The sequence below is a fragment of the Hyphomonas sediminis genome (assembly GCF_019679475.1).
In the GTDB taxonomy this organism is placed as follows: domain Bacteria; phylum Pseudomonadota; class Alphaproteobacteria; order Caulobacterales; family Hyphomonadaceae; genus Hyphomonas; species Hyphomonas sediminis.
The window spans coordinates 1384276-1410581 of record NZ_JAIEZP010000001.1; the positions used below are offsets into that span (position 1 = coordinate 1384276).

Consider the following 26306-nt stretch of genomic DNA (forward strand, 5'->3'; position numbering starts at 1 on the left):
ATGGCCAGCGGCAAGCTCAAACGGCGGAATAAGTCGCTGTGGAGCCAGATGGCGCCGAGCGCGAGACTGGCTTTCGGGGCTTTTTTTATTGTGCTGACCGGTGCCATCGGCATGCTGCCTCGACAGGTTTTCGGAATCGACATCGCCTGGCCGTTTGCTGCCCTCTGGGGCGCAATGGGGTGGGGGCGCGTCGGGCTTTCCATCCGCCCGATGATCCTTTTGCTGATGTTTGGCGTGATGCAGGACATCGTATCCAACGCCCCACTGGGCTGCTTCGCGGTCATCAATCTGGTCGTCTACGGCCTTAGCTCCGGATTTGCGCATCAGACCGACGGGATGCGCGACGCGCTGGTGGTTGTGCTCGGGCCGGTTGTCATGTTGCTTGTGGCGCTGGTCCTGATCTGGATTTTCGCCAGCATCACCAGTGACCATTTCGTCCGTACAGGGCCGATTTTTGCATCGATCATGACGACGGGGCTTGCCTATGTGCTCGCGTATCGCATGTTTGATCTTGGTCGCAGGCCTGGTGAACCCCCAGGGCAGACAACATGAGCCGGAAGATACGCAACGCTGACGAGATGTTCGACCGCCGGCTGTTCCTTGCGGCGGGCGGCGGAGGGCTTGTATGGGCAGGCCTGGTCGCGCGTCTTTTCCAGCTGCAATTCCTGGAGGCCGAGCGGTATCAGGACCTGGCCGAAGCCAACCACGTCAAGCTGGTGATGGCGCCGCCGGAGCGCGGTCAGATCCTTGACCGGTTTGGCCGCCCGCTTGCCTCGCAGCGGCAGGCGGGGCGGGTGTCTGTCATTCCTGAACAGATGCACGATCCGGAAGCTGTGTTGCAACGCATTTCCGGCCTGATCGACTTGCCTGAGGCGCGCCGCGCCCGACTGCTCGAAGAAGTGCGCAACGCGCGCCGCCGCAATGCGGGCTTTCTGCCTGTCATCGTGGCGCAGGAACTGACGTTCGAAGAGTTTTCGCGTATGCAGGTGCATGCGGTGGAGATGGAAGGCGTCGATGTGCAGATGGCCTCGACCCGGTCCTATCCGCGGGCGCGGGATTTTGCGCACGTGCTGGGCTATGTCGCCCGCGCAAGCGCGGATGACCTTGAGCGGCTGACGACTGGCCTCGTGCCCGAAGATGTTCGCATTTACCAGGAGATGTTCCGGCACCCTGACATGCGCACGGGTCGGCAGGGCATGGAGCGCTTTGCAGAAGATTGGTTGCGTGGCCGCCCCGGTCGCCGCCGCGTTGTGGCAAACGCGCACGGACGCCCGCTATGGGAGTTGCAGCAGGATCCGAAACAGGCCGCTGTTCCGGGCAAGGATCTTTACATCACCATCGATGCCGAGTTGCAGCGCGTGGCGATTGACCGTTTCGAAGGGGAGAGCGGCGCGGCCGTGGTTGTTGATGTCGAGAATGGTGATGTTCTTGCCATGGTCTCGACGCCGGCTTTTGATCCCAACAGTTTCGTTAATGGCATCTCGGGCGCAGATTATGCGGTCTTGCGTGATGATCCGCGCTCGCCGCTTTATCCGCGAGCACATGGCGGTGTTTATCCGCCAGGTTCAACCTTCAAGATGGTGGTTGCAACGGCTGCGCTTGAGGCCGGCGTCATCAAGCCCGAAGAGCGCATCCGCTGCCCCGGTCACTATCGCTTTGGCAACCGCACCTGGCATTGCTGGAAACGGCCGGGTCACGGCGCGATGAACATGCACGACGCGATCAAGCAGTCCTGCGACGTGTATTTCTACGAGATTGCACGCCGGGCGGGGGTCGAGAAGATCGCCGAAGTCTCCCGGAAGTTCGGGTTCGGGCATACCTGGGTGCTGGGCATGACAGGCGCGCGTGGCGGCCTTGTGCCTGACCCTGAATGGAAATTGAAGGCACGCGGTGAACCCTGGTTTGAAGGCGAAACGCTGAACTTCGGCATCGGGCAGGGGCAGCTCGGCACAACACCGTTGCAGCTTGCGCTGATGACGGCGCGGATTGCCGCGACCGGTGCACCCATCCGTCCACGCATGATCGGGCTTGGCCCCAATGATGAAGACGACGCCATGCTGAATGCGCCGCTTGATACGGAAATCATGGAGCGCATGAAGGCCGGCATGTATGGCGTGACGTCCGAAGGGGGCGGCACGGCTTATCGCTCAGGCGATCTGGGGCTTGGCGGCCCGAGGCTTGCCGGGAAAACGGGAACCGCGCAGGTTCGACGGATTACGGAACAGGAACGCCGAACGGGTGTCCGGGGCGGCGCAGCCATTGCGCGTGAACTTCGTGATCACGCGTTGTTCGTCGCCTATGCGCCAGCCGACAATCCCAAGTATGCGATTTCCGTGATCGTAGAGCATGGTGAAGGCGGATCGAGAACAGCAGCGCCTGTCGCGCGCGATATTCTGGCCGCGGCCATCAAGATGGATAGCGGCCGGGCACCGGCATATGCGCGCCGCGCCGACGCCTCGCCTCAATCAGAGACGGGGGATCCGGCATGAGCCGTGACGGGTTTACCGGCTTTACTCGTGGAGAGGCGCGTGTTCGGACCGCCTCCTCGAACCTTCAGTTTGCAGAGCTCGGTCCGTTCAGCAAGCTCGCGCGGATGCCTTGGGGCATCATTCTGCTTATCCTCGGCGTTGGCTTGGTTGGCGTCGCAATGCTCTTTTCCGTAGGCTGGGATCCTGTCGCACAGGCGCCTTCCGCAAAAGAGGCCGGGCTCTGGCGCGAACAGTTGACGCGCCTGTTGGTCGGGTTCGTCATCATGATTGTGCTGGCGCTCCTTCCGCTCGGGATTTGGGCGCGACTATCCTGGCTCGCTTACCTTGTCGTTCTTGTGTTGCTCGTATTGGTCGACTTCTTCGGCATCATGGGCGGAGGCGCGGCGCGCTGGCTCAAGGTCGGTCCTATTGTTCTGCAGCCTTCCGAGCCGGCAAAGCTTGCCGTGATCCTGGCGGTCGCAAGCTATTACCAACGCATGATGCCGTTGAATGGCCGCGCGTTGCCATTGTGGGTTCACTTCGGCGCGCTGGCGATCATCCTCATTCCTGCTGCGCTGGTGTTCAAACAACCAAACCTGTCGACGGCCCTCGCGCTAACGGCGTCTGGTGTCATGATCATCTTCTTTGCAGGCATCGGCTTTCGCTATGTAATCACCGCCGTCATCGCTGGTATTGCCGCTATTCCCGCGATTTACGCATTCGTATTGGAGCCCTACCAGCGAGAACGCGTGGATACGCTGATTGCCGGAATTACGGGCCAGACCACCAACGGCCTCGGCGAGAGTTACCAGATCGAGCAGGCGAAAATTGCGATCGGCGCGGGCGGCTTCAGCGGGCGTGGTTACCTCCAGGGAATCCAGTCGCAGCAGGAATATGTGCCGGAACAACACACGGACTTTATTCTGACAGTTATCGCCGAGGAGTTCGGTTTCATTGGTGCTGTCGGTCTTCTGACGGTGTTTGCCTTCCTGTTCGTCTGGTCATTTCAGGTCGCAGCGCGCAATCGCAGCTGGTTCGGACGCCTGGCGACAATTGGGGCGACATCAACCATCGGATTCTTCGCCATCTTCAACAGTGGTATGGTGCTTGGCCTGCTGCCCGTTCTCGGTATGCCGCTGCCCTTGATCTCGTATGGAGGCACGGCGCTCATCACCGTCATGGCGTGTTTCGGTCTCATCTTATCAGCCCATCTACACAGGGACGAAAAGATGAATTCGCATGGACCTATTTGACCCTAAAAACAGCAGATCGCGTTGATTTATGACCGTAGGTCTTTACTGTCCCCGCAAACATTTGCTCAGCGGGGGCAGGATTCATGGCAGATATTGGCCGAAAGTCAGAGACTTTCACTTCACGCTTTGGCTTCATCATGGCCTCAGTCGGGTCAGCGGTTGGCCTAGGTAACTTTTGGCGCTTTCCATACACCGCCGGTGAGAATGGCGGCGGCGCCTTCATCCTCATCTACATTCTGTGCGTTGCACTGATCGCTCTGCCACTGCTGATGGCGGAGTACTCTATGGGCCGAAAATCCGGTATGTCGGCAGTGGAGGGCGTGCAGTCGCTCGCGCGGGCAGAGAGCAAGAGCCAGAACTGGGGTATTGTGGCCTGGATCGGGTCACTCACCGCCTTCTTCATCCTCAGCTTCTACATGGTAATTTCGGCCTGGCTGCTCGCTTACGTCATTCAGGCGATTGGCGGAGACCTGCATGGAACGACAGCTGCCGAATCCGGGCAGAACTTCCTCAATACGATCGGGCAGGGCGAGCACCCGCTGAACTCGAAATGGTACATCCTGCTGCTGCTGGCCCTCTTCATTGCGATGAATGCCTTTGTGGTTGGCCGCGGGGTGAAAGGCGGGCTTGAGCGCGCGGCAACCATCCTTATGCCGCTGTTCTTTGTGATGGTTTTGATTGTCGTCGGCTTCTCCGTTGCCAACGGCGATGTCGCGCGCACGGTGTCCTTTATCTTCGAACCCAAGTGGGAAGATGTCGGTTTCAAGACCTTCCTTGCTGCCCTCGGCCAGGCCTTCTTCTCGATCGGTGTCGGCGTCGGCCTGATGATCACCTATGGCGCCTATCTCGACCGGGGCACGAATATCCCGAAATCCTCGGCCATCGTTGCCGGCTCCGATACGTTCGTGGCGCTGATCGCCGGCTTTGCCATCTTCCCCATCGTCTTTGCGGCCGGCCTGAACGAAGGCTCCGGCCCCAGCCTGTTCTTCGTCTCCATGCCGGTAGCCTTTGAAGCGATCCCCGGTGGCAGCATCTTTGCCATCATCTTTTTCTCGCTCGCCCTCTTTGCCGCGTTCACCTCGTCCATCTCGCTGATGGAAGTGGGCGTCTCCTGGCTGGAGGAACGCCAGGGCGTCACGCGCATCGGCGCCGCCTCCGGCGTCGGCTTCGTCCTCTTCATGGTCGGGGCGGCTTACGTCTTTTCGCTCGAATATCTCGACTTCATGGACTTCATGACCGAGGGCCTGCTGCTGCCGCTTGGCGGTCTGCTCGCGGCCATCTTCGCCGGCTGGATCCTCAGCCGCGACATGCTGGTGTCCGAACTCGGCGAAAGCACCATCATGAATGTGTGGCGCTTCCTGATCCGCTGGTTCGTGCCGCCCTTTATCGGGCTCGTCCTGGTCTTTGGCTTCCTCGACAAGATCCAGGACCAGTATCACGTGCAATTGCCGAGCGTATTCGAAGCACTGCTTGGCCCGAACTACGATCTGTCTTCAGGGGAGTAACTGGACTTAGCTGCGGTTGCGTTTGCCAAGTCGGTCCGCAAAATCATCGGTCGCCTGAACAAGGCGGTCGATGATGCCCGGCTCCATGGACGAATGGCCGGCATCGGGCACCACATGCAGCTCCGCCATGGGCCATGCCTTGGAAAGTTCCCAGGCCGTTGATAGCGGCGTCACCACGTCATACCGGCCATGAACAATCACGCCGGGAACCTTGCCGAGCTTGAGCTTGGCCTGCTCCAGCAGCCAGTTGTCCTTTTCGAAGAAGCCGCCATTGACGAAATAATGGCACTCGATGCGCGCGAAAGCGTCGACGAAGTCATCTTCATTGAAGCGCGGAGGTGTCGTCATCGGCCCTTTGATTGAGAGCGTGTGACCTTCCCATTGCGCCCAGGCGCGTGCGGCATCGATTCGCGCGCGATGATCTGTGCCGGTCAGGCGCTTGTGAAATGCCGTCAGCAGGTCGCCGCGTTCTTCAACTGGGATCGGCGCAAGGTAGTGTTCAAAAGCGTCCGGGAACAGACGGCTCGCGCCAGATTGGTAAAACCATTGGATCTCAGCGTGGCTGACCAGAAATATACCGCGCAGGACGAGGCCAAGCACACGCTGAGTATGCGTGACGGCGTAGGCGAGTGCGAGCGTGGACCCCCAGGACCCTCCGAACACAAGCCAGTTTGAAACGCCGACATGTTTTCTCAGCGCCTCAATATCGGCCACCAGGTCCCAGGTCGTATTTTCACGCAGTTCCGAATGAGGCGTCGAGCGCCCGCAGCCGCGCTGGTCGAACAGGAATATCCGGTAACGGTCCGGATCGAAGAAGCGGCGCATTTCGGGGCTGGAGCCGCCGCCCGGCCCGCCATGCAGGGCCACGACGGGAATGCCCTTCGGGTTGCCCGATTCTTCCCAGTAAATCTCATGCAGATCCGAAACGCGGAGGCGTCCGGATGCATGCGGTTCTTGCCTATGATACAATATCCTGCGAGTCTGGCGTTTGTTCATGCGCTCTTCACTTATAGTCGGCCACAATGCCTAGCGTGACTAGACTTCCTATATTCACACCCATAGTGTTAACAACACTTGGGGAAGATAGCTGCTGGCGGGTAGCAAATTGATGCGTAGCGTTTTTGTCTGTGTATCCCTAGGCCTTCTGGCGGGATGCGCAACTGTTTCAGTCGTGCCGGGTGAAACGACGGTTGAGGCCGCGTTAACCAAGAGCCAGTCTGAGCTGCGCAAGTCTTCTGACGCTTACTGTGATCGCCTCGCCGAGAAAGGCTGGGCCGAAGCAGACAAGGGACTCGCAGGCTTTGCCGACCTACTTATCCGCGGGCGGAGTGCTTTAAATGAGGCGCCAGCTTATGCGTCGGACATTGGGGCGGCCACGCGCGCGCCCGTTCTCGTCCTCGCCAAAATTTCCGCTGACAGCGAAGCGGCTCGCATGGGACTGGACGGTGTCACCGATGAGGCGCGCGAAGTTCTCAAGAATGCGAAGGGCGGCGCTTCCAACCGAAACGATGTGATTGCTTATGAGCGTGCACTCGTCCGTGCACAGATGGCGCATCGCAATTTCCGGGATGCGCTGGAGATGGTCTCCACCCGGGCCGACATGGACGTCAGCCCTGTGCGCGCCGACCTGATGAAGTTTTCCGATTCGATTGATGAAGCTCGCCGCGTCGCGGATCGTCTGGCCGAGCGTTACACTGGCGATTATGACGCCGCATCCTGAGTGGGCAGCGGGCGGCTGAGGCCGCTCAGCCCGATGAATATCCAACCTGACAGCATCGAGATGCCGCCGAGTGGCGTAACGGCGCCCAGCCATCGCGGTGCGCCAAGCGCCATGGCGTAAAGTGTCGCCGCAAAGATCACCGCGCCGACCACAATGAGCCATCCACCGATGACAAGTTTGCCGCCGCGCGTCGCCAATCCAGCCGCTAGCGCAACGCCGGCATGGGTAAGTCCGTAGAGGGTTGCCGTATGCCACCACTCCAGTCCTTCGTCCGTGAGCCTGCCGTCCAGGGCGTGAGCGCCAAAGGCACCTAAGGCAACGGAAAGAAAGCCGATCAGCGCGGCTGCGGTCACAAGACGGTTCATGGCCAACCTTTGCAATCACCCCTTTCGGGGCAGGGCATAGGTTACGATAGCGTGGCTTGAGGGTTTGTCTGCGTGCTCAATGCGCACATCCACTTCGATGATCGCGAGGGCCTGGCCCATCTTCATGATAGTGCCTTCTGCGATCACGACATTGCCGATGCAGGGGCGCAGGAAGTTGATGTTCAGGTTGCTGGTCACCGTCATCGGCTCCAGCCCTGTCAGCGTCATGATCGCCATATAGGCGGCCGTGTCGCATAGGCTCATTTGGGTAGGGCCCGAAATGTAGCCGCCGGGCCGAAGGTGGGTTTCGTCGGCTTCCAGCCGGATTACGGCGCGGCCCGGCTCCATCACCATGACCCGGTTCTGATGGCCGCGCCCCGGAAACGCCCTGGCCAGAAATGCATTTGCCTCTTCAGCGGTGAATTTTGTCATCCTGCCCTCCCGTCGCGGCACCGCTTGATCCGCACGGTTCGCCGGGCAAACCTAGCAGCAGAGACCCGCCCGCCAAGAGGTCACCCCAAGGAAGGAGACGCCCTATGCTGACAGCCGGAGACGAATACCCCATCCACCAGACGCCTGAGCCGATCGCGTTTTCGGGATCGGACCGCAATTTCTACGACCGCTATTTTTTCAATGGTTACAGCGATGACGGGAAAACCTTCTTCGCCGCGGCCATGGGCGTCTATCCGCATCTCAATATCATTGATGGCGCCGTCTCGGTCTGGCGGGAAGGCAAGCAGTCTTCGATCTTCCTGTCGCGCCCGCTCAATATGGAGAGGATGGATACGTTCGTCGGCCCGCTTTCGGTGACGGTGCTTGAGCCGCTTAAGCGCATCAGGCTGAAGCTTGAGGAAACGGATGGAATTGCGCTGGATGTCGAGTTTACCGGCCGTGCTTTTCCGATAGAGGAACCGCGTTTCACCCGGCGCATCGGTCCGCGCATGATGATGGACCTTACCCGGATGACGCAGAATGGCCGCTGGGCTGGCAAGTTGCGGATCGACGGAAAGGAATTTCCTGTTGACCCGAAAAGCTGGTCGGGGACGCGCGACCGTTCCTGGGGGGTGCGCCCCATTGGCGCGCCGGACGCGCAGCCGTCCATCCCGCCGGTGCCGCCGCAATTCTACTGGATCTGGGCGCCGACCAATTTCCCGAACGCCTCGCTTTTCTATCATGTGAACCATGATGAACATGGCGACGCCTGGAACACACGCACTTCGATTAGCCCTGATGGCGCGCCGCAGGGCGCAGGTATTCACCTCGGCGACGTGAATATGGATGTTCGATATGCCAAGGGCACCCGCCGCATGGCCTCAGCTACGCTTTCGGCAATGGACCCGTCTGGCCGTCAGCACACGGTGGATTTCGAGCCCATGGGCACTTTCCTAATGAAGGGCATTGGTTACGGGCACTCGAAGTATCGGCATGGCGTTTTCCAAGGGGACCAGCTGATGAAGGCGCGCGAAGACTACGATACAACCAGCGCTGCTTGGAGCGAGCTTGAAAATCTGCACATCCAGGAAATCGTTCGGGCGACCCATAAGGGGCCGGATGGCCTGGGAGCTGTGGGCTTTGGCGCCTATGAGCAGCTGTTCCTTGGCAAGCACGCACCCAGCGGCTTCAAGGATATTCTCGATGGCGCCGCTTGATTGGCCGAGCGCTGATTAGCTTGCGATGACCGGGGCCGGGGCGGGCAGCCTCGGCCCGATTGCTTCGCGGAGGTCGCGAAGGGCTTCGGCCGACACCATTGCATCCAGCTTCTCGGCGGCGATGATCGGATTGATCTCAAAGGTGACGACCAGGCCGTCGCGGCCCGTTGCGTGGCCGCCCATCGAAAGGAACAGGTTTCGGGCGGCGCTGTTCTCCGCCAGCGTTTCGGCAACAAAATGCGTGATGCCGGCGGCAAGGGCATCATGAACGACGGCGGCCATCAGGAGGCGCGCGAGGCCCTTGCCGTGATGCTTGTCCAGAACGCCCATAGCCAAATCGGCAACTTCGCCTTCACCGCGGCGCATGGCACGGACCACGCCCATTAGCGGAGCGCCCGGGCCATCAAGGTCGAGAGCCCCCCAAGCGATGTGATGATAGCCATCTACATCGACCAGCCGGTCGATCACCGCGTCCGGCACTGTTTTGGCGCCCGTGAAGAAGCGCAGGTAGCGGGAATGGTCGGAAAATCCCGATATAAGCTGGACTTCGCGCGCGCGGTCCCGCGGCCCGATGGGGCGGAGGTAAACAGCATCCCCTGTTTTGAGGTGCGTCGAGAAGCCTTGTTTGCTCATGGTGCCAATTTGTGCACTGCACAACGGCAAGAAAAGGGCGGAAACCACGTATGTGGCGATATGGCTGCATTGCGAAAATGGGGTGCCTTTTGCGACGCAGCACGCTAAAGCCCGGCCATGCTAGAGATCAGGAACCTCGATTACCGGGTAGAAGCCCGCCCGCTGTTTGATTCCGCGTCCGCGCGGATCTCAGCCGGCTGGAAAGTTGGCCTCATCGGCCGCAATGGCACGGGCAAGTCGACGCTGTTGCGTTTGATCCGCGAGGAGATTGCCGCGCCAGCGAAAGACAGCCCCATTCGTTTGCAACAGGGCGCCCGGCTCGGCTGGGTGGCGCAGGAGGTGGCGCCGAGCGATCAGACGATTCTGGACGTGGTTCTGGAGGCGGATGCCGAGCGCCATGCGCTGATGCTGGAATCCGAAACGGCGACAGATCCGGACCGGATTGGCGACATTCATGCCCGCCTGCTGGACATTGACGCCTGGACCGCTGAATCCCGGGCGGCAGAGATCCTGATGGGCCTCGGCTTTACACATGCAGATCTGTCGCGCGCGACGCGGGAGTTCTCTGGTGGCTGGCGCATGCGCGCCGCCATCGCAGGCGCCCTGTTTGCCCAACCAGACCTGCTCTTGCTGGACGAGCCGACCAACTATCTCGACCTAGAGGGCGCCGCTTGGTTGGAAGGCTATCTGCGCCGGTATCCCAACACGGTGCTGATCGTCAGCCACGACCGCGAGATGCTCAATCGCTCGGTGACGCATACGATGGCGCTGGAGCATCGCAAGCTCGCTGTGACGCCGGGCGGTTATGACGACTGGTTGAAGCTGCGTGCGGCGAAACTCGCCCAGCTCGAAAGCCAGAAGGCAAAGCAGGACAAGGACCGCGCGCACCTGCAGTCCTTCGTTGACCGGTTCCGCGCCAAGGCATCGAAAGCCCGTCAGGCCCAGTCCCGCATCAAGATGCTGGAAAAGATGCAGGAAATTTCCATTCCGCTGGAAGAGCGCACGGCGCCCTTCAATTTTCCGGCCTCTGAGACCGTGCTTGCGCCGCCGCTGCTCGAAATTGAAGACGCGGATATGGGATATGGTCCGCAGGCGGTCATTCTGCGCGGTGTGCGCCTGCGCATCGATCCCGATGACCGCGTCGCCATTATCGGCACGAACGGGCAGGGTAAGACGACGCTGGTCAAATCCATCGCGGAACGTCTGCCGCTGATGGCGGGTAAGCGCCGGATGCCGAAGAAGGTTGAGATCGGATACTTCTCCCAGGACCAGCTCGACGAGCTGACCATTGGGGATACTGTTCTCGAACACGTCATGCGGGCGCTTCCGGCGGATACGCCTGTCGCCAAGCAGCGGTCCGTGGCCGCACAACTCGGCTTCTCTCATGAGAAGGTTGAAACCAAGGTCGAAAAGCTTTCAGGCGGCGAGAAGGTTCGCCTGATCCTCGGCCTCATAGGCCTGCAGAAGCCGCAGATCCTGATCCTCGACGAGCCGACATCTCACTTGGACATCGACAGCCGGGAAGCGCTGATCTACGCGCTGAACGACTTCGCTGGCGCCGTTTTGCTGATCACTCACGATGTGTATCTTGCGGAGGCAACAGCTGATCAACTGTGGCTGGTGAAGAGTGGGAAGGTTGCGCCCTATGACGGCGACCTTGCCGACTACCGCGTGTTGGTCATGAGTTCGGACCGTGAGAAAGCAGCGCCTGCCAAGGCGGCTGTCGTCGAAGAAGCCCCGGCAGACAAGGCCGAGCAGCGCCGCCGCGCGTCACAGGCCCGCGAGTCGGCTGCGCCACTGAAGAAGAAGGCCGACGCAGCCGAAAAGACGTTTGAAAAAGCAAACGCGCGGATCAAGGCGATTGATACCGAGCTTTCAAAGTCCGGCTTGTCTCCGCAGAAGATCACGGAGCTGTCGGTGGAGCGTGGCAAGCTGGAAAGCGAAGCGGTGAAGGCGGAAGAAGCCTGGCTTGTGGCGCTTGAGGAATACGAAAGCGCTGTTGCGGCGGCGAGCTGAGGTTAGCCCCACAGCAGCCGGCCGGGCGGCGAAACAAAACCGTCCGCATACGCCAATCCATTTTCGATGTCGCTTGCCAGCCAGATGGGGCCGTCGAGATCGGCCGCGTCCGCCAGTTGAGCAAGTAGCATTGCCGGTGCCATCGACAGCGAACCGGCGACCATGCACCCCACCATAACGCCCATGCCAGACGCCCGCGCCGCGCGCACCATTGCTAGGGCTTCGGTGAAACCGCCGGCCTTGTCGAGCTTGACGTTGACGGCGTCGTACATTCTGGCGAGCGTTTGAATATCCGCGCTGGTGTGTGCGCTTTCATCTGCACAAATGGCAACCGCGCCTGCTCGCTTGAGCAGCCCGTCATCTTTACCGGCAGGGAAGGGCTGTTCGATCAGTACGACGCCTTGCCTGGCAGCCGCCTTCATCAAGGCGGGCAGGTCAGCCGGGCCCAGGCCTTCATTGGCGTCCGCGATGAGGCGCGCATCAGGGCGCGCAGTATGCACTGCCTTGAGGCGTTCGATGTCTTCTGCGCTGCCGAGCTTCAGTTTGAGTAATTTGGCCGTGGTGGCTTTTGCAGCGGCGGCCATCGCGTCGGGCGTGTCGAGGCTTATGGTGACGGCAGTCTCGATCGGGGCGGGTGCCGGCAGGCCGGCGCGTTGCCAGACTGGCGTGCCGGATTGCTTGGCTTCCAGGTCCCATAGCGCGCAATCAACCGCGCAGCGGGCGCCGCCCGGCTTCATGAGCGTTTGCAAAGCTGGCAGGTCAATACCTGTTTCGATCATGTGACGCGCCGTTTCGATCTCGGCGATGACACTTTCGACTGTTTCGCCATACCGGCCATATGGAACGCTTTCGCCCCGCCCGGTGTGTTCTCCATCGGAAAGCGACACACGCACAGTCTCGGCACTGGTCTTTGCGCCGCGCGAAATGGCGAACGAAGCCTTCAGCGGAGACGAGATATGAGCGATTTCAAGCCGTAAATGACTCATGAGTTAATCCTGAGAGACGAATTGTCTTGGTTTGGCACAGACCGTCCTTAAGCATGTTTTGGTAATAAGGTCAGTCTGGACCAGACGAATGCTGAACTTTACCGCCCCTGACTTCGCGCTTGAAGAGAGCGACGAAGGCCGCGTCCTCCGCCTCAGCGGAGACTGGACGGTCGCGACCATTAACCAGCTCGATGCCCGCCTGCATGCGGTGCCTGCCGCCGGTTTGGACGCTGTTGATGTATCCGGCCTTGGCTTGCTCGATACCTCCGGCGCCTATCTTATCGACCGCACCTGGCGCGAGAAGGGCGTAGATTGGCCGCCGCGACTTGTCGGGCGACATGCCTCCGCTGCGAGCCTTCTGGAACAGGTCCACAAATATTCCGAGCCTGCGCCTACCGCGCCACCGCCGGAGACGGGCCTGATAGCGCTGCTGGAACGCACGGGAAAAGGGAGCGTGGACTTCTATAAAGAAGCCCGCGCAAGCCTCGCTTTCCTCGGTGAAACCGTCGTCACCATTGGCCGCCTGATAACTCAGCCTTGGAAGCTACGCTGGACCTCGATTGTGTCGGTCATGGAGGAAGCTGGCCTGAACGCGATGCCCATCATCGCGTTCCTCTCATTCTTCGTCGGCATGGTTGTCGCCTTCATTGGCGCAACGACGCTGAGGGATTTTGACCTAGAGATCTATACGATCGAACTGATCGGCTTTTCGATGTTGCGGGAGTTCGGTGTGGTGCTCACCGGCATCGTGCTGGCGGGCCGAACGAACTCGTCCTTCACTGCGCAGATCGGCACCATGAAGATGCGTCAGGAGATCGACGCGATGCAGACGCTCGGCCTCAAGCCGATGGACGTGCTTGTGGCGCCGCGCGTGCTGGCGATGCTGGTCATGACGCCGATCCTCACCTTCGTCGCCACGATTGCAGGCGTCGCCGGCGGCATTACGGTTGCCTGGGGCGCATTGGATATCAACCCTGCGGTCTTCCTGGAGCGGATGCGGAACTCGGTTCCGATTGACCAGTTCTGGGTCGGCATGTCGAAGTCTCCGGTTTTCGGGATGGTCGTCGCGCTTATTGCCTGCCGGCAAGGGCTTCAGGTCGGCGGTAGTGTCCAGTCGCTCGGCAAGGCGACGACAACTTCTGTTGTGCAGGCGATTTTTGCAGTGATTGTTCTCGATGCGCTGTTTGCCATCTTTTACATGGAGATGGGCATATGAGTAGCGAGCCCGTCATCCGCATTCGCGACTTGAAGGTCGCCTACGGGCGGAATGTCATTCTCGATCACTTCAGCCTGGATATTCCGAAAGGCGAAGTGATCGGCATCATCGGCCCGTCCGGCGGCGGCAAGTCGGTTACGCTGCGCGCCGTTGTGGGGCTGAAGGAACCGGCATCTGGTACGGTGGAAGTATTTGGCGAACAGCTCGATACGCTGAGCAGCGACGAGCGCGCAGCCATTGAGCGCCGCTGGGGCATCATGTTTCAGGACGGCGCGCTTTTCTCGAACCTGACAGTTCGGGAAAATGTGATGGTGCCGATGCGCGAACATACGGATCTCAATCCAGACCTTCGCCGCGCCCTCGCGGACATGAAAATCCAGATGGCAGGGCTGGCGCCGAGCGCAGGTGACAAATACCCGTCCGACCTTTCTGGCGGTATGCGGAAACGGGCGGCGCTTGCGCGCGCCCTCGCGCTTGATCCGGAGCTGCTCTTTCTCGATGAGCCAACGGCGGGCCTCGACCCGATCACCGCGGCGGCCTTCGACAAGCTTATCCGCGACCTTCAACAGGCCCTGGGTCTGACAGTCTTTCTTGTCACGCATGACCTCGACACGCTGCACGCGGTTTGCGACCGCATTGCCGTGATCGGAGAGAAGCGCGTGCTCACCGTCGGGACGATCGAGGAGCTTCGGCGCTACGATCATCCCTGGATTCAGGAATACTTTGGCGGACCGCGCGGGCGCGCGGCAGCCGCTGGGCATTAGGAGGGTTCAGACCATGGAAACCCGGGCAAACTACGCGCTGATCGGCGGCCTTGTCATACTGGCGGCGGCGCTGCTGGCAGGCTTTGTGCTCTGGCTGGGGCAATCGGAGTTCCAGCGCGACTACAAGGCCTACGACATCGTATTCGATGGGCCGGTGTCACTGGAGGAAGGATCGGCGGTCCGCTATATCGGCATCAAGGTCGGGGAGGTGGCCACTGTGCGGGTCGACCGCGCCGATCCGTCGAAGGTCCGGGCACGGATCCGGGTTTCCCGAGAAGCGCCCATCCGCGAGGATTCCAGCGCGTCGATCCAGCTTGCCGGGATCACAGGGACGACCTTTATTCAAATCAGCGCTGGCACAGGCCGCGCGCTTGAGGCCCGCCCCGGCGAACCGGTGCCGGTTATCCGCTCTGAACGCACGCTCGTCGACCAGATCGTTGCGGGCGGCGCACAGGCCCTTGGCCGCGCCAACCTGACATTCGACAACGTCAACAAGATGCTGACGGATGAGAACATCGCGTCCGTCAACGCGACGCTGAAGAATATCGAGATTGCTACTGGCAAGCTCGCTGCCGATGGGGGCCTGATCGACAAGGCATCAGTCGCCGTGGATGATGTTTCGCGCGCCGCTGTCGCATTCGAAAAAGCCTCTGCCGACCTTGGCGCGTTCAGCGACTCTGCCAATACGAATCTGACGGCAGCCGCCGAAGATCTAAAAATTCTCGTCGCGGATCTGCGCACGGTTGCCCAATCTGCCAGCGGCACGCTCGACCGAAGCGCCGAGGCGGTTCAGGCAGCGACCTCGATCATTGAAGGCCCCGCAACGGAAACCTTCCAGAATGCCGGCCTTGCGAGCAAGGAGCTGCGCATCACCCTCAATCGGTTTGACCGATTGCTGAGGGAGATTGAGACCAATCCCCAATCCCTGCTTGTTGGCGAAGCCGTACCTTATGAGGAGAAACGCTGATGATCCGCTCCATAATCCTCCCGGCCGCCATGGTTGTCTTGGCGGGATGTTCCAGCGTCATTCCGCAGCCCGAACCAGCGAGTGCACTCTATCGCCTTGCGCCGATGGAAGCTGAATATCAGCTTGCGGCATCGGTAACGGTACGCGAGCCGGAAGCCTCCCGCCTGATCGCCGGCCGCTGGATGGCCGCCGAAGACGAGAATGGTGGAATGCGGATTATTCGGTCGGTCCAATGGACGGATCGCTCCACCAGCCTGATGCAGGAAGCGCTGCTTGATCTGCTAAACGGGGAGGGAGCGAATGTTGCCCTTCCGGCACAGGCGGGCGCCCTGACGGATTATGAATTCTCCTGGCGGATTTCCGACCTGACGCTCAAAGGCTCCACCGCCCGATGCCGCCTTGAGGCGACAATCCTCAAGGGACAGGAACGCAGCGTTCTGCGCCAGAGCACAATTTCCACGACGGCAACCGCGCGCGGCAACTCCGATATGGCTCGCGCCGAAGCCCTCGTGGAAGCAGGTCAAGCCTGCGCTCGGGACGCCGCCGCGTTTATCTCTGAAGTCACCAGGGCGAGCTGAAGAAGCGTCCGCATACCTGCTTTCGAAATGAAAAAGGGCGGCCTGGATCACAAGCCGCCCTTCAAATTTATTCAACTGAGCGCAGGGGTCAGCCGGATTTCATCTGGTCGAACGGGAGATCCTTGTCGACACGCACATCCTGAGGCAATCCCAGAACGCGCTCGGCGATGATGTTCTTGAGGATCTCATCGGTGCCTCCGGCGATCCGCAGACCCGGCGCCCACATAAAGCTGGATTGGAACAATCCGTCCAACACCACCCGCTCCGGTTCATTGATGATGCCATAGTGGCCCTGCATTTCTATTGCAGAATTGCAGATGTCCTGAAGATGGTTGGCTGTGATGATTTTGCCGATCGAGTTTTCCGGCCCCGGCGTTTGCCCGCGCGAGAGGGCGGTTTGTGTGCGGAACTTCGTCAGCTTGTAACCTTGTGCTGCGACGTACCAGTCTGCCAGTTTTTCGCGGAACGCCTGATCTTCGAGTACTCCGAGTTCCTTGGCGTATCCCATGATCTCCGCCCAGTCAGGGCCGGGCGATCCACCCACGGCGAGGCGTTCGTTCATCAAGGTTACAAGCGCGACTTTCCAGCCTGCGCCGACTTCGCCGAGGCGGTCGGCGTCCGAAATGCGGACGTCGGTGAAGTAGACTTCGTTGAACTCGCGGCCACCGGAAGCCTGGTGGATCGGGCGCACTTCAACGCCGGGCTGCTTCATGTTCACGATGAACATCGTCAGCCCTTTATGCTTGGGAACCTTGGGGTCGGTGCGGACCAGAAGAATTCCGAAGTCGGAATAGTGTGCGCCAGAGGTCCAGACCTTCTGACCGTTGATAACCCATTCGTCACCATCTTTCACGGCGCGCGTCTTGAGGCCCGCCACGTCAGAACCGGCAGACGGCTCGGAGAAGAGCTGACACCAGACTTCTTCGCCGTGCAGGGCTTTCTGCACGTAGCGCTTCTTGTGCTCGTCGGAGCCGAACGCGATGACGGTCGGGATACACATGCCAAGACCAATGGCGAACGGACCGGTCGGCGCGTCATACTTGGCTTCTTCCTGACCCCAGATGACCGCTTCCATGGAAGAGCCGCCACGACCGCCCCATTCCTTCGGCCAGGTGATCTGGGCAAATTTGTTCTCCGCCTTGGTTTTCTGCCAGGCTTTGGCGCGGGCCAGTGCGGATTCGTTTGCCGTGCGCGGTTTCGCGCCGGTTTTCGGCTCCAGATGCTTGGAGAGGAAGTCCTGTGCTTCCTTGCGGAAGGCGGCTTCTGCGGGGGTATCATTGAAGTCCATCGGGCACTCCGTTCGTTATCCTCAGTGTTTCTGTTTTATCTGTTCGTCAGGCGGCTCTGGCCGGGGGCCTGTTCCCCAAATATTTTGCCGTGTGCGGATGTCGCCGGGCTGCCGCCATATTCCTTCCTGAATTTAGGCATCCTATGACAGTCGCGCGCCGGGGCGATTTGCAAAGGGCTTCCGCCGGGGGCGCCAAACGAAGGGACACACCACCATGTCGCAAGTCTTTGCGAAATCTCGCCGGCTTATCGGGGCCACTGCCGTGTCGTTGCTGATCGCTGGCCTTGCGCATGCTGGCATCGAGATCGACGTCAGCGGTGCCAAGATTCCTGCCACCAGCCTCAGCTTCAGTGTTTCGCAGCAACCCGTCTATGATCCGGAAACCTACACGCCGGTCGAGCCCAAGCGTGTCGAGCTGTACACCGGCGCACTTTACGTGACCCGCAACTTTGACGCGTCCTCCGTGAAGGTGCTCAAGCACGTCATCGACGGCACGTCTGTCCCGACGGTCGAGATCACCATGACCCGTGATGGGTCGGCTAACCGTCAGGTCTGGAAGCTGAACAACGCCGTGTTGAACAACTACTCGACCTATTCCGGCGAAGGCTCTGACATCGTTGAGAATTTCGACATCTCCTACGAGACCGCAACGCTCCAGGTCTTCACCGGTGGCAGCAAAACTCCCGCTGACAGCCTGACCTGGTCGGCCCCCGTTCCGAACGCCGGCATGGGCGAATAGTCCGGTTTCCGGGCGGCGGGGATTGCCCTGCCGCCCGGCCATTTCAAGAGAGGCAGAAGCCTCAGGCCGCATTCTTGGCCTCAAGCGCGCGCACCAGTTTCTCTTTCCAGACCTTCGGCGATCCGGCCTGAACCGAGAGCAGCTTTGAGCGGCGGTAGAAGATGTGGCAGTCGACTTCCCAGGTGAAGCCCATGCCGCCATGCGTCTGGATGTTTTCCTTTGAGGCAAACCAGTAGGCTTCCGATGCGGCAATGCGCGAGGCGGCGGCGGCTTCGGGCAGCTCCGCCGCATCCGTTGAAATCGCCCAGGCGCCGTAATAGGCATTGGAGCGGGCGACTTCGTTCTTCACATACATGTCGGCGAGCTTGTGCTTGATCGCCTGGTTGCCGCCGATCGGGCGGCCAAAGGCGTAGCGGCTCTTGGCATAGTCGTTTGCCATTTCAAGGCAGCGGGTTGCGCCGCCGACCTGCTCGAAAGCGAGCAGCACAGCAACGCGGTCGAGCAGCTGATCGTTCAGCGCTTCGCCTTCGCCCTTGCCGCCAAGACGCTCGGCCGGCGTACCGGAGAAGGTGATCTCCGCATGGCTGCGGGTCGGGTCAATGGTCTGGACGACTTTGCGCGTCACGCCGGGGCCGGAAAGATCGACGAGAACGAGCGACGCGCCCGAACCTTCCTTGGCCAGCACAATGGCGTGGGTTGCAATGTCACCATCGGCCACCGGGATCTTGGTTCCGTTCAGGGTGCTGCCGTCGAAAGCGGTTTTCAGTGTTGCGGCGGTCGGGTGGCCGGGGCCCTCGCTGGCTGCGTAGGCGCCAATAATCTCGCCGCCGGCAATGCGCGGGAAGATGGCGGCCTTCTGCGTGTCGTTGCCAGCGATCTTGATGGCTTCGGTGAGGTAGTAAGCGGTCGAGGCAAACGGAACCGGCGCCACGGCGCGGCCCATCTCTTCGGCCAGAACGCACATCTCCAGCATGCCGAGGCCAAGGCCGCCATGCTCTTCCGGAATGGATGTGCCAAGCCAGCCCATCTCGGCGACTTTGCTCCACAGTTCCTTATGGTGAGATACCTTCTCATCATTCAGCACCGAGCGCACATGCGCCATCGTGCATTCCTGAGAGAGGAATTTCCGAGCCTCATTGGCAAGGAACTTTTGGTCTTCTGAGAAATCGAAATTCATAGCGCGTCAGGCTCCCAGTCACCCTTTCGGGTGTGTCTTGTTTATCGCTGATGGGGGAGCATAGCGCGCTTTACGCGCACGGAAAGCCGTGACCCAAGGGAAACAAATTGACCTGTGACTTTGGGGAAATTTGATCGATTGCGCTTACCGCCCAGCCATATTCCTCTGGCATTTTCCACGATCGCACGTGCGGGGATCTTGGACATGGCGAAGGCGGTTTTTCACAAGTCTCAGCGAGTATACGTAAAGCCCGTCGGCACATGGGTGCCGATTGAGCGGGTCGTGCCGCAATGGGTGAAGGGGGTCGATGAACCCCTCCGTATCACATATGATTGCGGCCTTGGTCGTCTGTTTCATGCGCACGAGCTGGCATCCGAAGAGTCCATGCACCGGCTGGACCGGGGTGATCAAGACGACGATGATGACGAGCTGATGCTGGAGCAATGGCGGGTCGTCCGCCGTATGATGAAATGGCGTACCGGGGAAGGGCAAGTTGTTGCCGGGGCTACGCCCGGAACATATCCTGCGGTTGCCACCGATGACGGCGCCAATAGTGGCTGGCGCGTTCCGGCTACCGAGTACGACCGCGATCCGGCCCGGGTCGAACACCAGGCGCGTATGATCTCCCACACGCCGGACCTGTTTCGCATGGCACGCAAGATTGCAGAGTATGCCTCCGCAAATCCGAAAGACGTTCCAGATGAGATCCGGCCGATTGCGCACCGGTGCGCCTTGATTCTGCGCTCGGTCTACCGCCTGGAAGAAGAAGCCGCAGCGGCGGAGTAATCAGCCGCGAACGCCTGCGCTGATCCGGATCAGCCCGGCCCCCAGGAATGCCCCGAGCATATTGGCCAGTGCGTCGAGCGCGGAACCTTCACGTCCGGCCTCGCCCATCGCCTGCGCAAACTCCAGCGCAACCCCGAACGCGGTTGCCGCGATGGCGGCTGCGAGCCACCGTTTCGGGTGAAGCGCCAGCGCCAATGGCGCCGCCAGCCCCGCATAGGCGGCAAAGTGGCGTATCTTGTCGGAGATTTGCGGCGCGGGAACATCCCCCGCCGGCACCAGCGAGAGATGGGCGATGATGATCCCTACGACCAGGGCTGCAAATGCGGCCAGTCGGCGAATTACAGAAAGTGAATTTGAAGGACGCGGCATCCACCCCATCTGCCAGAGGGCTAACCTACGGGCAACGGCCCCTCGACGGGCGCAGTCCCGTCCAGTATCCCATACCGCCTGTCATCCTCCCGGAGACCTGATCGATGCGCACTGAAACTCCCGTCGCCGTAAAGCTTGCCGAATACAAGCCTTACCCCTTCTCCATTGATGAGGTCCGCCTGGAGTTCCGGCTGGTTCCGGCGAGCACGCAGGTGCGCGCCACGTTGAAGGTGACCCCGGCGGGCAATGGGCCGATGCGCCTTGACGGCGAGTCGCTTCAGCTGAAGTCGATCCGTTTGGCGCCGGAAGGCAGCCCGCTGGCGGATATCGGTAGCGACGCCTTCACCGCCGATGAGCACGGCTTGACGCTCCACACGCCGCCGGCGGGGCCTTTCCTTCTTGAAACGGTGGTCGAGATATCGCCGGAAACTAACAGCGCCCTTTCGGGCCTTTATATGTCGGGTGGCCGTTTCTGCACGCAGTGTGAAGCTGTTGGCTTCCGCCGCATCACTTTCTATCCCGACCGTCCCGATGTGATGAGCAGCTTCAAGGTGCGCATTGAGGCGGAGAAGGCGGCCTATCCCTATCTCCTGTCCAACGGCACGCCTGGCGAGGCTGGTGATATGGACGGCGGCTGGCACTTCGCCGAATGGGATGACCCCCATAAAAAGCCTGGCTATCTCTTTGCGCTCTGCGCTGGCGATTACGATGTGCTGCGTGACAGCTTCACCACCGCTAGCGGCGCGCATGTCGATCTCGGCATCTATGTTGATAAAGGTGAGGCGCCACGCGCAGCCTGGGCAATGGACTCGCTCAAGAGGTCCATGCGCTGGGACGAGGAAACCTATGGCCGGGAATACGACCTTGGTGTGTTCAATATTGTGGCCGTCCGGGACTTCAATTTCGGCGCCATGGAAAACAAAGGCCTCAATATCTTCAACTCGGCTTACGTGCTGGCCGACGAGTCGACGGCGACGGATGCGGACTTTGAAGCCATCGAGTCAATTGTCGCGCACGAATACTTTCATAACTGGACCGGCAACCGCATCACCTGCCGCGACTGGTTCCAGCTATGCCTGAAGGAAGGTCTCACGGTCTTCCGCGATCAGAACTTCTCGGCGGATATGCGCTCGCGCCCGGTGCAGCGGATCAAGGATGTTATCAAGCTGCGTGCTCGCCAATTTGCAGAAGATGCCGGTCCGCTCGCCCATTCCGTGCGACCAGACACATACGCCTCGATCGACAATCTCTATACGTCCACCGTGTACGAAAAAGGCTCCGAACTGATCGGCATGCTACGCCGTCAGATCGGTCCGGAGTCCTTCCGGAAGGGAATGGATATCTATTTCGAGCGGCATGATGGCCAAGCCGTCACCATCGAGGACTATTACGCCTGTTTTGAAGCGGCCACGGGCAAGGACTTCTCGCAGTTCCGCCGCTGGTATGTGCAGGCTGGAACGCCGGAGATCACCGTTGAGGAAAACTGGGATGCTGCCAGTGCTACGCTGACTGTAAAGCTCGCTCAGTCCACGCGCCCGACGAATGGCCAGCCTGTGAAGAAGCCCGTGCCAGTGCCGCTCCTGTCGGCTCTGCTGGACGGGAAGGGCGGGCATGCCGCTGCAGAAGGGCAGGCTGCCGAGCCTTTCCTGTATGTGCTGGATCGTGAATCGGCGGAACTGGTCTTCAAGCTGCCAGCAGGCGCGCCGCGCCCGCTCTTGTCGCTGAACCGGGATTTCTCAGCGCCTGTCCGCCTGAAGCGTATGCTCAGCCGCGACGATCGCCTGGCGCTCGTCCGTGCGGAGACAGATCCCTTCAATACCTGGGATGGCCTGCAGGCCCTGATCAAGGAAGAAATCCTGACGCTGGCCGATGGGTCGCAAACCGTTCCGGATACGGCCCTTGTCGCCGCGATCGGCGAAGCTGTTCGTGGCGCGCTGCAGGATCCTGCCTTCGCGGCGCTCCTGACGCGTCTGCCAGATGTTGGCGAACTCTTCCTTGAGCGTGAACCGGCGGACGCCGTGGCGCTCGCGGCGGCCCGGCGCAAGCTGCAGGCGTCGATTGCCGTCGAACTGGCTGCTGAAATCGCCGACACCCTCGCGCAAGCCTCACCCGCGCCTTACAATCCGGGGGCTGAGCAGGCGTCTGTGCGCGCGCTCCGCTCGGCTTTCATCATGTTGCTGGGCGGTCGCGGTGACGCTGCCGACATGCTGGCGGAGCTTTACAGGAACGCCCCCAACATGACCGAGCAACTTTCCGCGCTGCGTGCGCTGACGGTTTCTGCAGGGCCCGGCCGCGAGGAAGCGCTGGCTGACTTTGAGGCGCAGTGGAAGTCCAATGCGCTTGTCATGGATAAATGGTTCTCGGTGCAGGCGGGCCTCGGTTCGGCAGAAGACGTGCGCCGGCTCGTAACGCATCCGGATTTTGACCTGCGCAATCCCAACCGGGTACGCTCGGTCATTGCCGCCTTCGCGATGCAGAACCTTGCAGCGTTCCACGCGCCCGATGGCTCCGGCTACCGCGCGGTTGAGGAAACCATCCTGGCGGCTGACAAGGCGAACCCGGCGCTGGGCGCCCGTTTGCTGACGGCATTCGAGCAATGGCGTCTGTTGGAACCCAAGGCGCGAGCCGAAGCCGAAGCCTGTCTCCGCAGGCTGGTGGCGGCCGGGCTCTCGCCGAATGCGATGGACATTGCCCACCGTGCTCTGGATGGGGACACCAAAGGTTAATTCCACAGTTAACTTTGTTAACGAACGGTCAATGTTTCGGGGGGAGAAGGTAGATTGCCCATTTCCCGGAAGTAGCATTGCGTCAGGTTCGTTTTGGCAAAGTCGCAGGCCAGATCACAGCTGAATTCAGCCGCCGCGCCGGACCCGGCAGCGGTGAAGGCTGAGGCGCGCCGGCTTGGCCTTCTGGTTCCCGTCATTCTTGGCCTCATGGCGCTTGCACTTGGACTGAAAGCCTGGGACGAGCGACAGACTTCTGAAGCCGCCCGTCTGGCTCAGATCCAGAGTGAAGCCCGCACGCTGGCGACGCGGCTCGAAGCGCGGGCTAGCGTTGCCGTCACAGCGATCGCCATCTCCGAGGGCGGGGGCGTTTCGCGCGCCCGCACGGCCAGCTTCACACAAGGCATCGATGCAATCGTCACGCTGCGGGATGCGTCACAGTCACCCGAAGGCTCGCGCCTAGGGGATGCTGCCGCGACTGCGGACCAAATGATTGAGCATGGTTGGACGAGCGGGCTCTCGCCCCAGGGGGACCTTGTCTTCCTTGCGGCGCCCGACGATCGCAATCCGGTGATCGCCATAACTCCGCTTGTGAACGTCCTTTCGGCGCCCGCAGGCCGCGTGCGCACCAGTGTTCTCGGCAATGGAAATGTCGTGGCCCAAGGGGATGCTTCCCTGGCGCGGGTCTCGGACCTTGCCGGCGTGGGCCGGCCTGGGATCATCTCGATGGACGGCGTGCGTGCTGCCTCGGCCTGCGCGCCGGTTGAAGGCAGCAGCGTCGCCGTTTGTGTCACAGCGGCCCAGCCGCTGATCACGGCGCAAGACATACTGCGTCTTGCAATCTTTGCTTTGCTGATCGCTGCGCCGACCTTCACGTTGTTTGGCCTGTCGCGGCGGTTATCTTCACGACAGCGCGAAGTTGCCATTCAGGAAACCCGCAATGAGGAGTCCGACCGAATCCTTGGTCTTGTCATGCGCGGCGCGCGGGCGGGCTATTGGGAATGGTCGCAGGAAAACAATTCCCTGTTCCTCAGCGATGGCGCTTCGGAACTGATCGGTCTGGCTGCGCCGGGTCGGTTCGCGTTGGATGAGTTGCTCGACCGTGTTCCGGTCGAGAGCAGGGGCTATGTGAAGGAAGGCTTCACCAAGGCGCGCAGCATTGGCTGGGTGCACCTTACTTTCGTCGCACACACGTCTCCGCTCCGTTGGATCGAGATGCGTGGCAGCGTTTCCAGCGACCCGGTTTCCGGACTGACGGTTTTCGGCGGCATCATGATGGATGCAACCGAACGCAAACAGGCAGAAGACCGCGTGAAGACCGCTGAGCGGCGCCTGCGCAACGCAATCGAGGGCTTCAACGGCCCCTTCGCTCTGTGGGATATGCGCCGTCGTCTGCTCTACTGGAACCGTGCCTTCGCGCTCGATTTCGGCCTGCAGGATACCCTGCGTCCGGGTATGAGCCATGAAACCGTTATCATTGCCCGCTCCGGCGCCGTCACGATGGAACGTCAGTCTGAGGAAGATGCGCGCACTACGCTGCTCACCCTCCGGTCCGGCCGCTCATTGAAGATGGTTGAACGCGGCACGCCGGATGGCGGGCTGATCACTGTCGGCGTGGATGTCACCGAGAATGTCCGCAATGAAGACGAGCTGAAGAAGCAGAAAGAAAAGCTGCATCGCGCTGCGCTGGACCTCGAAAGGTCCGAAGGGCGTTCGAAAGAGCTCAGCCGCAAGCTTGGCGAAGAGAAGGAAAAGGCCGAGCGCGCCGCACATGCCAAATCGGCTTTTCTCGCAAATATGAGCCACGAGCTGCGCACGCCGCTCAACGCCATCATCGGCTTCTCCGAGATCATGACCAGCGAGCTTGCCGGGCCGCTGGGCGATCCGTCGTATGTGGAATATGCCAAGGATATTCTCATGTCGGGCCAGCACCTGCTCGATATGATCAACGACATCCTCGACATGGCGAAGATCGAAGCCGGCAAGATGACGATCAACACCCAGCCGATCGATCCGGTCGATCCGGTTGACGCGGCCATTCGGATGATCCGACGCAAGGCCGAAGAGAAGGCAATTGATCTTGTCCTTCAGGCTCAGGAAAATCTGCCGGATATCGACGCCGACCATCGTGCCATCCGCCAAATGATGTTGAACCTGCTGTCCAACGCCATCAAGTTCACCGACCGCGCAGGCACGATCACTGTATGCGTCGAGCAGCGCGGCACAGACATCTATTTTGGCGTGACGGACACCGGCATTGGCATTCCGCCTGAAGACCTGCCTCGTCTGGCTCAGCCATTCGAGCAGGTTGCGAAGACGAAAGATCGCAACCACGAAGGGACCGGTCTTGGCCTGGCACTGACCAAATCTTTTGCCGAGATGCATGGTGGACGGATGATGCTGTCATCCATCTATGGCGAGGGCACGACAGTTGCATTTGTGCTGCCCATCGGCGGGCCATCGGCCATTCGCTTCGATATTCAGCGCGACGTTGCCTGAGGCGTCAGGGCCGCTGGTTCCAGCTCAGTAAGTCGCTCGCCTCCGGCGTGACGATCAGTTCGCCCCAGGCGCCCGTTTTCAGTTTGCGGTCAAGGCCTTCCGGCTTCGCGTCCACTACGTCCGGCAGGAACCGGGCGATGCCGTTGGAGGTCACAACCAGCGCTGTCGCGTCGTCCGGCAAGGCTGCCACGCGGCGCAGAAGAGTGCGCCAGCCTTCGCGGAGGGCGGCCGGGTCAACCAGCCAGCCAGGGGGCGGCGTGCCATCGACGTCCCAGGCTTCCAGCGCCGGTCCCAGGCGCGCAGCAACCTGATCTTCGGCCTGGTTTTCATCCGGACCGTAATCGATCTCGGTAAGGAACGGCGCGATGAATAGGGCGGGATTATCGGTCCGTGCACTGAGAATAGCGCGCGCCGTTTCGCGAGTTCGGCTAAGAGGGGAGCAGAGCGCGGCGGCGAACTGCGTGGCCGCGAAATGTGCGGCCAGCTTTGCGGCCTGTTCCCGGCCGGAAACTGAGAGCGGAAGATCCGTGCGCGCGCCAACGCGGGTGACGGTGTCGCCTTTGTCGAAAGTGTTACCGTGGCGAATGACGAACAATCGGGCCATG

The 26306-nt window shown here is 60.9% G+C and carries 24 protein-coding genes; 15 read left to right on the top strand and 9 right to left on the bottom strand.

All coding sequences use genetic code 11. From position 1 onward, the window contains the following. The 4 genes from K1X12_RS06970 (at position 1) to K1X12_RS06985 (ending at position 5226) form a co-directional block, all read left to right on the top strand. The gene (locus K1X12_RS06970; protein ID WP_220986894.1) at positions 1-552 is read left to right on the top strand and encodes a hypothetical protein; all 552 of its coding nucleotides are present in this window, start codon (positions 1-3) and stop codon (positions 550-552) included. Further along, positions 549-2489 carry a penicillin-binding protein 2 gene (mrdA, locus tag K1X12_RS06975; protein WP_220986895.1) on the top strand — a complete coding sequence of 647 codons (1941 nt, stop codon included), beginning with the start codon at positions 549-551 and terminating at the stop codon, positions 2487-2489. The genes K1X12_RS06970 and mrdA overlap by 4 nt, the downstream gene beginning before the upstream one ends. Further along, entirely contained in the window at positions 2486-3721 is a 1236-nt protein-coding gene (gene rodA, locus K1X12_RS06980; protein ID WP_225907904.1) for a rod shape-determining protein RodA, read from the top strand. The genes mrdA and rodA overlap by 4 nt, the downstream gene beginning before the upstream one ends. A gap of 83 nt (positions 3722-3804) precedes the next feature. Then, positions 3805-5226 carry a sodium-dependent transporter gene (locus tag K1X12_RS06985; RefSeq protein WP_220986896.1) on the top strand — a complete coding sequence of 474 codons (1422 nt, stop codon included), beginning with the start codon at positions 3805-3807 and terminating at the stop codon, positions 5224-5226. A 6-nt stretch (positions 5227-5232) separates the two neighbouring features. Here K1X12_RS06985 and pip read toward each other — a convergent pair whose 3' ends face one another. Beyond that, positions 5233-6222, bottom strand: a complete 990-nt coding sequence (gene pip, locus K1X12_RS06990; protein ID WP_220986897.1) for a prolyl aminopeptidase — start codon at positions 6220-6222, stop codon at positions 5233-5235. A gap of 112 nt (positions 6223-6334) precedes the next feature. Between pip and K1X12_RS06995 the strand changes: the two genes are divergently transcribed. Next, a complete protein-coding gene (locus K1X12_RS06995; protein WP_220986898.1) occupies positions 6335-6946 on the top strand; it encodes a hypothetical protein in 612 nt (203 codons plus the stop codon). Here K1X12_RS06995 and K1X12_RS07000 read toward each other — a convergent pair. After that, the gene (locus K1X12_RS07000) at positions 6928-7311 is read right to left on the bottom strand and encodes a DUF423 domain-containing protein (RefSeq protein ID WP_220986899.1); all 384 of its coding nucleotides are present in this window, start codon (positions 7309-7311) and stop codon (positions 6928-6930) included. The genes K1X12_RS06995 and K1X12_RS07000 overlap by 19 nt on opposite strands. A 15-nt stretch (positions 7312-7326) precedes the next feature. Further along, on the bottom strand, positions 7327-7743 hold the full coding sequence (locus tag K1X12_RS07005; protein WP_220986900.1) for a PaaI family thioesterase: 417 nt from the start codon (positions 7741-7743) through the stop codon (positions 7327-7329). A 104-nt stretch (positions 7744-7847) separates the two neighbouring features. Here K1X12_RS07005 and K1X12_RS07010 point away from each other — a divergent pair, with 104 nt between their 5' ends. Beyond that, positions 7848-8960, top strand: a complete 1113-nt coding sequence (locus K1X12_RS07010; protein ID WP_220986901.1) for an Rv3169 family protein — start codon at positions 7848-7850, stop codon at positions 8958-8960. 15 nt (positions 8961-8975) lie between these two features. On the opposite strand, the gene K1X12_RS07015 is transcribed toward K1X12_RS07010, so the two are convergent. Next, on the bottom strand, positions 8976-9593 hold the full coding sequence (locus K1X12_RS07015; RefSeq protein WP_220986902.1) for a GNAT family N-acetyltransferase: 618 nt from the start codon (positions 9591-9593) through the stop codon (positions 8976-8978). A 117-nt stretch (positions 9594-9710) separates the two neighbouring features. On the opposite strand from K1X12_RS07015, the gene K1X12_RS07020 reads away from it, so the two are divergent. Then, positions 9711-11609, top strand: a complete 1899-nt coding sequence (locus K1X12_RS07020; RefSeq protein ID WP_220986903.1) for an ABC-F family ATP-binding cassette domain-containing protein — start codon at positions 9711-9713, stop codon at positions 11607-11609. A gap of 2 nt (positions 11610-11611) precedes the next feature. Here K1X12_RS07020 and dgcA read toward each other — a convergent pair whose 3' ends face one another. Then, a complete protein-coding gene (dgcA, locus tag K1X12_RS07025; RefSeq protein WP_220986904.1) occupies positions 11612-12595 on the bottom strand; it encodes an N-acetyl-D-Glu racemase DgcA in 984 nt (327 codons plus the stop codon). A gap of 88 nt (positions 12596-12683) precedes the next feature. Between dgcA and K1X12_RS07030 the strand changes: the two genes are divergently transcribed. From K1X12_RS07030 to K1X12_RS07045, 4 genes are read left to right on the top strand one after another with little or no spacing between them, the layout of a single operon-like run. Next, a complete protein-coding gene (locus K1X12_RS07030) occupies positions 12684-13811 on the top strand; it encodes an ABC transporter permease (protein ID WP_220986905.1) in 1128 nt (375 codons plus the stop codon). Beyond that, on the top strand, positions 13808-14575 hold the full coding sequence (locus tag K1X12_RS07035; RefSeq protein WP_220986906.1) for an ABC transporter ATP-binding protein: 768 nt from the start codon (positions 13808-13810) through the stop codon (positions 14573-14575). Before K1X12_RS07030 ends, K1X12_RS07035 begins: the two co-directional genes overlap by 4 nt. A gap of 13 nt (positions 14576-14588) precedes the next feature. Further along, positions 14589-15542, top strand: a complete 954-nt coding sequence (locus K1X12_RS07040) for an MlaD family protein (RefSeq protein ID WP_220986907.1) — start codon at positions 14589-14591, stop codon at positions 15540-15542. Then, the gene (locus tag K1X12_RS07045) at positions 15542-16120 is read left to right on the top strand and encodes an ABC-type transport auxiliary lipoprotein family protein (RefSeq protein ID WP_220986908.1); all 579 of its coding nucleotides are present in this window, start codon (positions 15542-15544) and stop codon (positions 16118-16120) included. The genes K1X12_RS07040 and K1X12_RS07045 overlap by 1 nt, the downstream gene beginning before the upstream one ends. Before the next feature lie 88 nt (positions 16121-16208). Here the strand turns inward: K1X12_RS07045 and K1X12_RS07050 are convergent, their stop codons facing one another. Further along, positions 16209-17408, bottom strand: coding sequence for an acyl-CoA dehydrogenase family protein (locus K1X12_RS07050; RefSeq protein WP_220986909.1), 1200 nt, complete (start codon positions 17406-17408; stop codon positions 16209-16211). Positions 17409-17622: 214 nt separating this feature from the next. Between K1X12_RS07050 and K1X12_RS07055 the strand changes: the two genes are divergently transcribed. Further along, positions 17623-18147: a type VI secretion system tube protein Hcp gene (locus K1X12_RS07055; protein ID WP_220986910.1), complete on the top strand. Its 525-nt coding sequence runs from the start codon at positions 17623-17625 to the stop codon at positions 18145-18147. A gap of 61 nt (positions 18148-18208) precedes the next feature. Here K1X12_RS07055 and K1X12_RS07060 read toward each other — a convergent pair whose 3' ends face one another. Further along, positions 18209-19324 carry an acyl-CoA dehydrogenase family protein gene (locus K1X12_RS07060; protein WP_220986911.1) on the bottom strand — a complete coding sequence of 372 codons (1116 nt, stop codon included), beginning with the start codon at positions 19322-19324 and terminating at the stop codon, positions 18209-18211. A gap of 204 nt (positions 19325-19528) precedes the next feature. On the opposite strand from K1X12_RS07060, the gene K1X12_RS07065 reads away from it, so the two are divergent. After that, positions 19529-20110 carry a hypothetical protein gene (locus K1X12_RS07065; RefSeq protein WP_225907905.1) on the top strand — a complete coding sequence of 194 codons (582 nt, stop codon included), beginning with the start codon at positions 19529-19531 and terminating at the stop codon, positions 20108-20110. Here the strand turns inward: K1X12_RS07065 and K1X12_RS07070 are convergent, their stop codons facing one another. Beyond that, on the bottom strand, positions 20111-20479 hold the full coding sequence (locus tag K1X12_RS07070) for a VanZ family protein (RefSeq protein WP_220986913.1): 369 nt from the start codon (positions 20477-20479) through the stop codon (positions 20111-20113). It abuts the gene before it with no gap. Positions 20480-20583: 104 nt separating this feature from the next. On the opposite strand from K1X12_RS07070, the gene pepN reads away from it, so the two are divergent. Both pepN and K1X12_RS07080 read left to right on the top strand, forming a co-directional pair. After that, positions 20584-23205 carry an aminopeptidase N gene (gene pepN / locus K1X12_RS07075; protein WP_220986914.1) on the top strand — a complete coding sequence of 874 codons (2622 nt, stop codon included), beginning with the start codon at positions 20584-20586 and terminating at the stop codon, positions 23203-23205. Between the two features lie 93 nt (positions 23206-23298). Continuing rightward, positions 23299-25701 carry a PAS domain-containing sensor histidine kinase gene (locus K1X12_RS07080; protein WP_220986915.1) on the top strand — a complete coding sequence of 801 codons (2403 nt, stop codon included), beginning with the start codon at positions 23299-23301 and terminating at the stop codon, positions 25699-25701. 4 nt (positions 25702-25705) lie between these two features. Here K1X12_RS07080 and K1X12_RS07085 read toward each other — a convergent pair whose 3' ends face one another. After that, positions 25706-26305, bottom strand: a complete 600-nt coding sequence (locus K1X12_RS07085) for a histidine phosphatase family protein (protein WP_220986916.1) — start codon at positions 26303-26305, stop codon at positions 25706-25708. Position 26306: the final 1 nt, after the last annotated feature.